The following is a 12356-nucleotide window of genomic DNA, read 5'->3' as shown; positions in this document are numbered from 1 at the left end:
CTTCACCCCATACGTTCGTAGGCCGCCTTGAGCATTGCCAGGGCATCGCCTCCGGCAAAAATGAATTCGCCGACGCCCGCAGCCCGCAGCGTGGCTTCGAGTTCGCCGGGCCGGCCTGCGAGATAGATATGCTTTGCACCCGCGGCGTGAAGGGCTTGAGCTGCGGCAACGGCCTGCGTGGCGTAGACCTTATCGGAGGAACAAAGACAAACGAGGCTCGCGCCGGAAGCCGCGAAGGCGGCCGTGAGCGCAGCCGGATCGGAAAAGCCGTCGTTGCCGGGAGCTTCAATGCCGCCGGTCTCAAAGAAACTCTTCGCGAATGTTGCTCGCGCGGTGAAGTCCGCTGGCGTGCCGAGATTGGCGAGGAATACCGCGGGGCGCTTGCCGGATTTCGCCAGCATTTGATCCGAGGCATCGCGCAGTTTCTCAAACGATGCAGCCAGACGAATGGGCGCGAGTGCATCAAACGTCGTGACGACCTCATCCGATGACGGCAGAACCGCGGGCTTCACATCGAGCACTGCGGGTTTTTTCTCGTTCAGGTTCGGGAATTCGCTGGCCCCGGTCAGAATGTCCTTGCGCTTGGCGATATTGACATCGCGCGCGGTGCGCACGGCGGCGACTTTCGACTGAATGATATTCTTCTCAAGCGCTGCAAATGCACCGCCGGCCTTTTCGATTTCCTGAAACTGTGCCCAGGCAGTGTCGCAAAGCTGTCTGGTCAGGGTCTCGATGCCGCCCGATCCGGCGGCCGGGTCCGACACCTTGTCGAGATTGGATTCTTCCAGCAGCACAAGCTGGGTATTTCGCGCGATACGCCGGGCGAAAGCATCCGGCAATCCGAGCGCCAGGGTGTGCGGGAGGACGCTGATGCTGTTGGCGCCACCGAGTCCTGCCGAGAATGCCGCGATGGTCGCGCGCAGCATGTTCACGTCGGGATCGCGCTGCGTCAGCATCCGCCATGCGGTTTCCGCCACCACGAACATCGGCTCGGGTGTCAGCCCACAGCTTTGCTCGATGCGGGCCCATAGAAGCCGCAGCGCGCGGAATTTCGCCATGGTGAGAAACTGGTCGGCGTCGGCGCTGAGGCGCGCGTAGACCATCCGCCGTGCGTCGTCGAGTGCGATGCCGGCAGCTTCCAGCGCGCGCAGATAGGCGACACCGACGGCGAGGACGTAAGCCAGTTCCTGCGCTTCTGAACCTCCGGCATCATGAATCACCCGGCCGTCAGCCGGCGCGAAGGGACCGCGAAAGCCGATCTTCGCAAGCTGCGCGATCTTTCCGCCGAACACCTTTGCGATTGAATCCCAGCTGCCGTGGCTGCTGCCGCGCACGCCACCGCCGCCGATAGGGTCGAGGCCGAAGCGGAAATTTACAGTGGAGGGCGCGATCTTTCGCGCGGCCAGCAGTTCGGCGAGGTGCTGTCCCATGTCGCGCGACTGCGGACCGATTTCGAGCTCAATGCCGATGCCGGCGTCGAGGTAGATGCCGTCGAGGACACGCGCCAGCGCTTCCTTGGTCGGCGGCAAACCAAATCCCCGCGCGGCGTTGGCCCCTGCGAAGACGATGGTCAGACCCGTCGCGCCGTTCTCAAGATCATGAAGCGCCTGAGCGTTGGCGATCGTGGCATCCGGATGGTCCACGCGCTGCATGATCTGCCACGGCGCGCCGGCGAGGCGAGCCGGAATGGTTGTCGCATTGCGGGCTCGCTCATAGATCGGATCGATCCGCAGCCCGTCGTAGGTTTTGCCGACCAGCTTTTCGAACGGCGCGCCTTTGAGGACGCCATCGGCCAGCTTCCGCCAGTCATCGCGGGAGGCAGGGGCGAAGTCGGCCGCGAGCGGCAGATCGTCAGTTTTAGTGGACATTCAGGGGGTTAGCTCCCAGTAAACATTACTTTGTTGGCCTGAAAATGCCACGCGGCGGCGCGCAAGCCAATTGGTTGTTTCAGGCGTTTAACGCAAATCAGGCAGGCGTTCGATGCCATCAGCGGAGAGCCGCGCAAGGGCCTGGCGCGCGGTTTGTCCCGCAATCGGGCGATCCGGCGCGATCTCCGCCAGCGGCACCAGCACGAAGGCCCGTTCGAACAGGCGAGGGTGCGGCAGCGTCAGTTCTGGCTTGTCGAGGCGAACGTCATCATAGGCGATCATGTCGAGGTCCAGCGTGCGCGGACCCCAGCGCCGTTCGTTGGCCCGGTCACGGCCGAACTTCTTCTCGATCTTGTGCAGTGTGAACAGCAGCGCGTGCGGATCGAGACTGGTCTCGATTTCGATGCAGGCGTTGACGAACGGCTCCTGATGCTCGTCGCCCCATGGCGGTGTCGTGTAGTCCGAGGAACGTGCGATCAGGGCAGCCTGCGTCATGCCGCAGATATTGGCGATGGCCTTCACGAAGGTTGCGCGGACATCGCCGATATTGCCGCCGAGGGCGATCAGGACGCTCGCCATGCTAGTGTTCCGTATCCGACGTTCGCTTCACTGTGCAGCGCCTCCCGCCCGCGTGCGTGTGATGGCGACACCGACGTCGTCGAAAATCGCGGCGATCGGCGCATGCGGCTTGTGGACCGTCACTTTCACTGCACTGACGCGGGTGAAGGCGGCAAGGATCGATTCCGCCACTGCGCCGGCCGCGCGCTCCAGCAGATAATAGTTATGGCCCTTGAAGGCCGCGCTCGCGGTTGTGACCACGTCTGAATAGGACACAGTGTCGGCAAGCTTGTCGGTGCGGGAGGACTCCGCGAGATCGATGGACAGCTCGAGGTCGATCACGAACCGCTGGCCGACTTCGGCTTCATGGTCCATGACACCATGACGGGCGTGGATCAAAAGTCCCTTGATGAAGATCACGTCGCTCATCGCTTGTCCTCGATTGCCGATGCCACGCGCAGGGCTTGCACCGTTTCCGCCACGTCGTGCGCGCGGATGATTTTGGCGCCGCGCTGTGCCGCCAAGAGGTGTGCCGCAAGAGAGCCGCCGATCCGCTGATGCGGTTCAGATGGTGATACGGCCGAGATAAATCGCTTGCGCGATGCGCCGACCAGAAACGGCAGGCCGAACTGGTTCAGGTCATCGAGCCGGGCGATTGCGGTCATGCTCTGCTCCGGCGTCTTGCCAAAGCCGATGCCCGGATCGAGTACGATATTTCCCGGCGGGATATTCGCCTTGGCCGCGATGTCCAGCGAGCGCGCAAAGAATGCCACCATGTCTGTCACGATATCGATGGCGGGATCGACGCTGTCACGGTTGTGCATGACGATCACCGGCGCATTGTGATCCGCGATCACCCGCGCCATGTCCGGATCGCGCTGCAGACCCCAGACGTCGTTGGCAATGGCCGCGCCGTTGCTCAATGCCCACGCGGCCACGGATGCTTTCATGGTGTCGATGGAGACCGGGACCTCCAGGGCGGCAACCGCCGGCAGGATGTCCCGCAGCCGTTGCAGTTCGTCGTCGGCCGAAACCGGCTTCGAGCCGTAGGGCCGGGTCGACTCCGCGCCGATATCGAGAACGCCTGCGCCCTCTGCGGCCATCCGCTTTGCCTGCGCGAGGGCCAGTTCGGGTGTGGTGAACTGGCCGCCGTCGGAGAACGAGTCCGGGGTGATATTGAGCACGCCCATGACCACGGGAAGGGGACGCGCGAACAGGCTGCGCAGCACCGGATGAAGCTGCGCGGCAGCCGGATTTGACGATCGGGACGGGGCGGCCATCATGCGGTGGCTTTGCGCGGTCCCTGCTGGCGAGTCAAGCGATGGCGAAGCGGGCTGTGGCCCAAGGAGCCCTGAGTAGCCACCGCAACCGGGGCCGTGGGCCGTTTCAGTAGGAAATCTTCAACGGCAGCTTGCGGGCGCGCTGGATCAGTTCGGCGACGGATTTATCCGATGGGAGAACCTGGACCAGCTTGCGCTTGTCGTTGGCTTCCTTCATGGCCTGCGCGAGGCGCTGAGGGTTGCGTTGCACGAACTCGCGCACGGTCACGACGCCTGCCGCGCGCAGCAGTTCGGCCTTGGCCTTGCCCATCCCCTTGATGCGCATGCAGTCTGCGATGTTCGCCCAGGCCAGCAGCTGTTGTTCGCTGAGGCCGGTCTTTGCAGCGAGCAACTTCCGGCCCTTCGGGGTGCTGGCATTGTCGAGCAGCGCGGCCATCGTGCGAATGCCCTGTGCCTTGAGCTTGGCCTGGGCGTGCGCGCCAAGGCCGTCAATCTTCGAGAGAGGATACGCTGAAAGAGGATTGGACATGATGCTCGAACTTGAAAATGAATTTACGCGAATTTGGAAAGGCCTGGCGTCTCGGCAATGATCGCGCGCATCCCGTCCGCGCCAATTTTGTCGCGGCCGAACTTGAATAGTTCACGCGCGAGGTTCTGAATCTCGCTCATTCCCAGACCCAGCCCCATCAGCTTGGCGCCAAGCGCCATGATGCCACCGCCAAGCATGCCCGCGAGACCGCCGCCGGAACCAGAAGCCTTGATCGCGTCTTCTGCGCCTGGAATTTGCTCGATCAGCGAACGCACCTGTTCAGCCGGCCCCTCCTTGCGAAGGAACCCAAGCATGGCACCGACGGCTTTTTCGGCCACAGCGTTGTCAATGCCGGCTTTTGCAGCCAGCTCGCCAATGAACTCGTCCATTAAATTGCCCCGTTACCCACCGGTTGCGTACCGGATCTTTGTTTGTGATTTATCTTGAGCGCGTGTTTTGCGAATTACAAGCGATGACGCTTTTTGAAACCGCAGTTGAGCGCAATCGACCGTGAAGTGTTGCACCCGTGCACGAATCATCGTCGATTTCGCGATCATTTGCCGTTCCAAAGGTGACAAATTGGTTAGCGCGGTTTCAAACTACGCAGCGGATGCGAATTCGTTTCAATCCATCGTCCGATTTGTGATGCGGCCCGCATCGTCGCATTCGAGATTCACAAGGACCGAATTGACGCCTTGGAGCAAATTTCACTCAATCGCTGCGGTGGAGCGACATATATTATGCCAGTGCATCATGCAGCGCGGCATCGGCTATTGTCCGCCAAGCGATCTGCGGGTTGACCGGCGGGTTCCATACTGCAAGATCACACATCATGCGCCGCGTTTCGACGGCGGGACAATAGAGTCTGCACGAGGCGAGAGATGGCAAAGAGGGCATCCAAAACTGCTTCTGACAAGGCGGCAAAGCCGGCGCCGGCTGCTGCCGGAGGCGCTGCGTCCGCCGATACCGACAAGACGATCTTTATCGGGAAGGGCGATCAGCCAGCATTTCTGACGCTTGGGCTCGCGAACCGGCACGGTCTCGTCACGGGAGCGACCGGCACCGGCAAGACGGTCTCGCTTCAGGTCATGGCCGAGGGTTTTGCGCGCGCAGGTGTTTCGGTCTTCGCCGCGGATATCAAGGGCGATCTGTCGGGCATCTCCGAGGTGGGCGAGGCCAAGGATTTCATTCTCAGCCGCTCCAAGACGATGGGACTGGATTTCAAGCCGGACCAGTTTTCGACAGTGTTTTGGGACGTGTTCGGCGAGCAGGGCCATCCGGTGCGCGCCACGGTCTCGGAAATGGGACCATTGCTGCTGTCGCGCATGCTCGATCTCAACGACGTGCAGGAAGGCGTGCTCAATGTCGCCTTCAAGGTCGCTGACGAAGGCGGCCTTCCGCTGGTCGACTTCAAGGATTTGCGCGCAATCCTGGATGCCATATCCCCCGCCAACGGGAAGAAGGACGGGGATGATACCAGCGACGCCATTCTGGAACTTAAACGGACGGCGCAGCAGTTCGGCAATGTCACGAAACAGACCATCGGCACGATCCAACGCCAGCTACTTGTGCTGCAAAACCAGGGCGGCGAGCAGTTTTTCGGTGAGCCGGCGCTTCAACTGAAGGATTTCATGCGCACCGACTCCAACGGCCGGGGCATGGTCAACATCCTGGTCGCGGACAAGCTGATGCAGAGCCCGCGTTTGTACGCGACGTTTCTTCTCTGGATGCTGTCCGAACTGTTCGAGGAACTGCCTGAGGTCGGCGACCCGCCGCAACCGAAACTCGTGTTCTTTTTTGACGAAGCGCATCTTCTTTTTACCGATGCCCCGAAAGCGCTGCTCGACAAGATCGAGCAGGTCGTGCGGCTCATTCGTTCAAAGGGCGTCGGCGTCTATTTCGTCACACAGAACCCGATCGATGTTCCGGATCGCGTTCTTGCCCAGCTTGGCAACCGCGTCCAACATGCGCTGCGCGCGTTCACCCCGCGCGACCAGAAGGCGGTGCAGGCCGCCGCGCAGACATTCCGGCCGAATCCCAATCTCGATACCGCTCAGGTCATCACCGAACTGGGCAAGGGCGAGGCGCTGGTGTCGTTCCTTGAGGGCAACGGCACGCCGGCCATGGTCGAGCGCGTCATGATCCGTCCGCCGACCGCCAGGATGGGACCGATTACGCCGGAGGAGCGCAAGGCGATCATGGCGGCGAGCCCGGTGCGGGGCAAATACGACACCACCATCGATTCCGACTCTGCCTTCGAGATGCTGCGCGAGCGCCTCACCCAGACCGCGGCCCCGCCCGCTGAAGGAAGTTCTGAAGGCGGAGTGCTGGGCCAGCTTGGTTCGATCGTCGGATCCATTTTCGGCACGACGCGACCGCGGGGCCAGAAGCTGTCGACCGGGCAGGTCATCGCGCGCGACGTCACGCGCTCGGTCACGAACAAGGTTGTCGGTAACGTCGCAGCCACCCTCGGCAAATCTGTCGCCGGTTCGCTCGGCGGATCGATCGGCCGCTCCATCGTGCGCGGCGCGCTCGGCGGGTTGTTGCGGCGATAGTTGTCGTCGTTCGCGCCATCTTGATTTGAGGAAAGAATACGATGTCCGCTACGCCCCAACTCGCAGCCGTCCTCGATCGTATCGACAAGGATTTCGACAAGAGCCTCGAGCGGCTGTTCACGCTGCTCCGGATCAAGTCGATTTCGGCCGATCCTGCGTTTGCGGACGATTGCAAAAAAGCCGCGGATCATCTCGCGGCCGACATCGCCTCCATCGGGTTTGCGACCGACGTGCGCCCGACCGCCGGGCATCCGGCCATCGTCGGCAAGAGCAACGGCAGCGCTGGTGCGCATGTGCTGTTCTACGGCCACTATGATGTGCAGCCGGTCGACCCGCTTGATCTGTGGCATCGGCCGCCGTTCGAGCCGGTCGTCACCGATCACGCCGATGGCCGCAAGATCATCGTTGCGCGCGGCGCCGAAGACGACAAGGGCCAGTTGATGACCTTCGTTGAGGCCTGCCGGGCCTGGAAGAATGTCACCGGATCGCTGCCGCTCAATGTGACGATCCTGATCGAGGGCGAAGAGGAAATCGGCTCGAAGAATTTCGGCCCCTTCCTCGACAAGCACAAGAAGGACCTCGCCGCCGACTTCGTGCTGGTCTGCGACACCGGCATGTGGGACCAGAACACGCCCGCGATCACGACCTCGCTGCGCGGCCTCGTCTATGACGAGGTCAAGATCAAGGCGGCGAATCGCGATCTGCATTCGGGCATCTTCGGCGGCGGGGCGCAGAACCCGATCCGCGTGCTGACCCGCATTCTCGGCAGCATCCACGATGACAACGGCCACATCACCATTCCGGGGTTTTACGACGGGGTGAAGGATCTGCCGCCCGACATTCTGGCGCAGTGGAAGAATCTCAACCTGTCTCCGGAAACTTTCCTGAAGCCGATCGGCCTGTCGGTTCCGGCCGGCGAAAAGGACCGGTTGCTGATCGAGCAGGTGTCGTCGCGTCCGGCCTGCGACATCAACGGCATCGTTGGCGGCTATACCGGTGAAGGCTCCAAGACGGTTATTCCGGCGGAGGCGTCCGCAAAGGTTTCGTTCCGGCTGGTGGAGGGCCAGCAGCCTTCGAGGATCCGCAAGGCCTTCCGCGACTTCGTCACCTCGCGTCTGCCGGCGGATTGCACCGCCGAGTTCATCGATCATGCCGGTGCGCCCGCAATTGCGCTCGACTGGGGCATGAAGCCGCTGGCGGCGGCGAAGCGTGCGCTGACCGACGAATGGGGCAAGGACGCGCTCCTGATCGGTTCGGGTGCATCGATTCCGATTGTCGCGGATTTCAAGAAGACGCTGGGGCTGGAAACGGTGCTGATCGGGTTCGGACTTGAGGACGACAACATCCATTCGCCGAACGAAAAGTACGACCTGAAGAGCTTCCACAAAGGCATCCGCTCGTGGGCGCGTATTCTGGCGGCGTTCGCCGACACACCGCGCTGACGTTTCGATGTGATGTCGCGACAGCAGCGTCGCTTTCCGATTTAGTTTTCAGCCACTTTGATCCAATCACAAATCTCTCCACGTCGTCCCCGCGCAGGCGGGGACCCATACTCCCTGAGTTACCGATTTGAGGGAGATGCCGGAGCAATCTTCTCGCCACCACTACGTCGTTCGGTGGTTATGGGTCCCCGCCTGCGCGGGGACGACATCGTGGGTGTGGCGAGCGCCTGCCTAACTCGCTGGTTGTCATCACCGGGCGCCTGTCCTCGACTTGATCGGGGATGTCCCGGTGATCCCGGTCAGGTGAGCACGGTGCCTCGGTAATCGGGATGGCCGGAACAAGTCCGGCCATGACATTGAATATGTGAGTGCCTTCAGCGGCGATGACGCATTTTCCGATTCAGTTTTCAAACAGCCACGCGGCATCGCTCTCGCACTTGATCGCGCGAGGTGAGCTTTGGATCTGCCCCTCGCAACATGAGGGGCATGGAGCGCCGCGAGGCGCACCTTGTCTTGTGTCGCTTCCGGCACCGCTTGCGACACGGTGAACCTCCGGAAGCGCATCGCCTTGCAGCGCTCCATTGCGGCGACTTTGGGCGAAGGGACCGTACTTCCGGGTGGGGACGGGGGAGCAACTCGACCCCTGATCCGGCCGGCTTTCGCCGCCTTCATCCTCACCGACGTCCAGCCGCGAACGGCAGAGCCACATAGTTGACCCGGACGGTGACCCCAGCCTCCCGGACGACGTGTGTGCGAAACACGCGTGCAGGCACCGCATCCTGCTCCGCTTCAAAAGCGCCCTCGAGAAGCGCCCCTCACGAACAGGACATCGCGAACTTAAGCGTGGTCCGGGGCGCGGGGATTGGTGTCCCCATCACGAAATGTTGCGGCGGACTGTTTCGTATCTCTCCACGTCGTCCCGGCGAAGGCCGGGACCCATACTCCCTGAGGCGTCAATTTGAGGGTGGTATTGGAGCTATCTTTTCGCTTTCAACACGTCGTTCGGTGGTTATGGGTCCCCGCTTTCGCGAGGACGACGCTGAATGTGTGGCAGCGTGCCTTCGCCGGGACGACATCGAAGGTTGATCCGCCGTCATTCCGGGGCGCGAGCGTAGCGAGCGAACCCGGAATCCACAGCCACTCAGGAGATTTTCGCAGTCATGGATTCCGGGCCTGCGCCAAGAGGCGCATCCCGGAATGACGGACGCAAACGCAAAAACGCCGCCCGGAATTGGGCGGCGTTTGCAGTCCGGTCAGTGTAGAGGCTGACAGATCGATATCTAGAACCGGGATCGATCCTGTCAAGTCCTGTAGCTGGGGTCGATCCTGTCAAGCTTGCGCAGCAGCGGCGGCCAGACCAGCTTGGTCGAACGCAGATCCGAGCGCACCGGGTCGGTCACCAGTTTTTCGTTCTTCTCGATCACAAGCTTGTCGACCGGATAGGCGGTCGGCCCAAGCATGCGGGTGCGGACCTGCATCGTGCAGGCGCGCTCGAGGTGATACATGCGCTCGAACGCCGAGGCGACCGAACGGCCGACGGTCAGCGTGCCATGATTGCGCAGCAGAAGATGGTTCTTGGTGCCGAGATCCTTCTGGATGCGCGGGCGTTCGTCGTGATCGAGCGCGATGCCTTCGTAATCGTGATAGGCGAGGTCGCCGGTGACGAGCTGCGCAGTCTGGTTCAGCGGCAGCAGGCCTTCCATGCAGCTTGCAACGGCGGTGCCGTCCGCAGTGTGGAGATGCATCACGCAGCCGGCATCTTCGCGCACTTCGTGAACGGCGGAGTGAATCGTAAAGCCGGCGGGATTGATGCTGTAGTCGCTCTCGCTCAACTGGTTGCCGTCGAGATCGACCTTGACCAGGCTCGACGCGGTGATTTCGTCGAACATCAGTCCGTAGGGATTGATCAGGAAATGATGCTCGGGGCCGGGCACCCGTGCCGAAATGTGCGTGTCGACGAGATCGTCCCAGCCGTACAGCGCGACGAGGCGATATGCGGCAGCGAGATTGACGCGCTGTTCCCATTCCGCGTCCGACATGGTGGATTTGACTTCCGTGAGGCGTGCTTCGGCGGGCGACATGGCGATTTCCTCTGCGATTTATTGATCTTTTATGCCGCGAGCCTAGCGCTGCGACCCCGCTACCGCAACATGCGGTCCTCGCAGGGGCGCCATGTGGCGGATCAGGGCGCGGGGATGGCGAGCAGGCTGGCGATGCTCTTGCCGCGGATATCGTAAACCCGCGCAAACACCACGTCGTCGCGCTTGATCTCGACCACCACGGGCGCGTTGAGGCCCTTGCAGTAGAATTCGCCGAGCGTCATGGCGAAGTCGGCGGCGTGACTGTCCCAGCCGATGGTGAAGTCCGGGCCAAGCGCGACCTGCGCCGGACGCTGCGGGCCGCACACCGCGACACGCCACTTGCGGTTCCGGGGCGCGGGTTCCTGACGTTCCTCGATTTCCTGCCGCAGCCCTTCGGATGCCTGCTTGAGCGCAAGACCCCAGTAATCGAGCATGTAGCGATCGTCGGCGCCGCGAACGGTGCCGGCGATATGGTTGAAGTGTGTGTACTGATACGGATGCAGCCGGATCATTTCATTGAGCGGCAACATCAGTCCCAGCATGAACACCAGGGCAAACACGGCCTGCGCGCCGCGGCTGTGCTGCTTCAGCCAGCCGACGATGGCGGCAAAGGCGACACCGGCAAGAACCACCATCGGCGGGATGACGAAGATGAAATGACGAATGCCGTTGTAAAGAGCAGGGCGCTTCACCATCGCGATGATCAGCGGCAGCGTCGCGGCCAGCGTCAGCATCAGCAGGATGGTCTTCCGCCTGGAATCGACTTCCGACCGCATCAACGCAACGAGCGTGCCGACGACGCCCGCGCCGAGCAGGCCGAGCATGACTTCCGGAAGCTGCAACGCGAACAGCGTCGGCAGATAGGACCACGGCATGTCCGGCACCGAGACGATCGCGCCGTTGAACAATTCCTTCCATGGCTTCTCGAAGAAATGCGAGAAGTATGTCAGCGCACGAAACGGATTGGCGAGGTCGATAATGGACCAGGGCCATATCAGACCCATGATGAGATAGCCCAGCAGCACGCCGGGCAGCAGAACATAAACGACATGACCGAGCCGGCGCGCGGCCTCACGCGCGCCGTGCACGCGAATGTCGGAAATCCAGAGCGGCAGGAAGCCGATCACGGCATAGATCAGCGCCAGGCCGCCAAGGATGCGGCAACCGACCGACAGACCTGCGCCGAGGCCGATGATCAGGATCGTGTGCGGCGTTGGTGACGGATATTCCTGCGCGAGCCGCACCAGCCCGAGCATCAGGATCGCCATCGACACCGCGAAGGGCGCATCCTTCGGATTCATGAACATGTGCCCGTAGAATATTGGACACAGCGCGAGCAGGACGATCGCCGCGAGACCGGCCACGGGTCCGCCGACGCGCCGCGCGAGCCGCCATGTGACCCCGAGGCCGATCACGCCCACGATGGCGCCCAGCAGCCGCCGCGTCTCGAACAGTTCAAGCGGAACGATCTTGTGCAGCAGCGCGGCCGCCATGTCGAAGCCGCCGCCATACATGTAGAGGTTCGCGAACGACAGGGCGCTGGTGTCGGTGAAGCCGCTGCCGAACATCTTTAGCAGCAGATCGGCATACTCCGCGTGGGTGTAGTCGTCCCAGCCAAGGCCATAGTCTTTGAATGTCAGGCCCGCGATGACTGTCACAACAGCCAGCACTGCGAGCGCGAGGTCATCGCACGTCTGCTCGATCGAGCGCCCGGCTGGCGAGTCGAGTGCCGATGTTGTGACGGATGACATCTAACTAATGGATCCAGCGTTCCCGCGCCTGCATATCTTCCGGGCAGGCTTCCCGGGAACTTTGTATCTCAGTTCGGTGTTTAGGTAATTGTGAATTGTGGCACATTTTCTTAGATTGCAACGCAACATTGCGGTCAGGGTAAAATTACAACCACGGCCCGAACGCTTTCTTGCACGCCTGACAGATTAGGCTCCTGAATCTGAATGGCGCCTGACCGACGGGGCATCTTTCGTTGAAAGTGCGCTTAATTACCGATTGGTAACGCGTCTACTTGAAACTATTATGGAACTC

10 protein-coding genes are annotated in these 12356 nt (G+C 61.9%); 2 read left to right on the top strand and 8 right to left on the bottom strand.

The features are described 5' to 3' along the window. Positions 1 to 2 precede the first annotated feature (2 nt). The 6 genes from YH63_RS21175 to YH63_RS21150 all read right to left on the bottom strand — a co-directional run bounded on the left by YH63_RS21175 (position 3) and on the right by YH63_RS21150 (position 4624). Positions 3 to 1868, bottom strand: coding sequence for a methylmalonyl-CoA mutase subunit beta (locus tag YH63_RS21175; RefSeq protein WP_046830235.1), 1866 nt, complete (start codon positions 1866 to 1868; stop codon positions 3 to 5). 87 nt (positions 1869 to 1955) lie between these two features. Continuing rightward, positions 1956 to 2447 (bottom strand): 2-amino-4-hydroxy-6-hydroxymethyldihydropteridine diphosphokinase, encoded by a 492-nt coding sequence (folK, locus tag YH63_RS21170; protein WP_046830234.1) that lies wholly within the window; start codon positions 2445 to 2447, stop codon positions 1956 to 1958. Between the two features lie 27 nt (positions 2448 to 2474). Beyond that, positions 2475 to 2855 carry a dihydroneopterin aldolase gene (gene folB / locus YH63_RS21165; protein ID WP_046830233.1) on the bottom strand — a complete coding sequence of 127 codons (381 nt, stop codon included), beginning with the start codon at positions 2853 to 2855 and terminating at the stop codon, positions 2475 to 2477. Next, positions 2852 to 3709, bottom strand: a complete 858-nt coding sequence (folP, locus tag YH63_RS21160) for a dihydropteroate synthase (protein ID WP_046830232.1) — start codon at positions 3707 to 3709, stop codon at positions 2852 to 2854. The genes folB and folP overlap by 4 nt, the downstream gene beginning before the upstream one ends. Before the next feature lie 103 nt (positions 3710 to 3812). Then, entirely contained in the window at positions 3813 to 4235 is a 423-nt protein-coding gene (locus YH63_RS21155; protein ID WP_046830231.1) for a DUF4332 domain-containing protein, read from the bottom strand. 23 nt (positions 4236 to 4258) lie between these two features. Then, positions 4259 to 4624, bottom strand: coding sequence for a DUF2267 domain-containing protein (locus YH63_RS21150; RefSeq protein WP_046830230.1), 366 nt, complete (start codon positions 4622 to 4624; stop codon positions 4259 to 4261). A 492-nt stretch (positions 4625 to 5116) separates the two neighbouring features. Between YH63_RS21150 and YH63_RS21145 the strand changes: the two genes are divergently transcribed. Together YH63_RS21145 and YH63_RS21140 are read left to right on the top strand one after the other, a co-directional pair. Then, positions 5117 to 6790, top strand: coding sequence for a helicase HerA-like domain-containing protein (locus tag YH63_RS21145; RefSeq protein WP_137325267.1), 1674 nt, complete (start codon positions 5117 to 5119; stop codon positions 6788 to 6790). A 41-nt stretch (positions 6791 to 6831) separates the two neighbouring features. Next, on the top strand, positions 6832 to 8232 hold the full coding sequence (locus YH63_RS21140; protein WP_046830228.1) for a M20/M25/M40 family metallo-hydrolase: 1401 nt from the start codon (positions 6832 to 6834) through the stop codon (positions 8230 to 8232). Positions 8233 to 9533: 1301 nt separating this feature from the next. Here the strand turns inward: YH63_RS21140 and YH63_RS21135 are convergent. Beyond that, positions 9534 to 10313: a class II aldolase/adducin family protein gene (locus tag YH63_RS21135; protein WP_046830227.1), complete on the bottom strand. Its 780-nt coding sequence runs from the start codon at positions 10311 to 10313 to the stop codon at positions 9534 to 9536. Positions 10314 to 10414: 101 nt separating this feature from the next. After that, complete coding sequence (locus YH63_RS21130; protein WP_046830226.1) at positions 10415 to 12064, bottom strand: ArnT family glycosyltransferase; 1650 nt, start codon at positions 12062 to 12064, stop codon at positions 10415 to 10417. Between the last annotated feature and the right edge of the window lie 292 nt (positions 12065 to 12356).

This window comes from Afipia massiliensis (assembly GCF_001006325.2).
In the GTDB taxonomy this organism is placed as follows: domain Bacteria; phylum Pseudomonadota; class Alphaproteobacteria; order Rhizobiales; family Xanthobacteraceae; genus Afipia; species Afipia massiliensis_A.
This window is presented reverse-complemented; position numbering and strand designations above follow the sequence as displayed.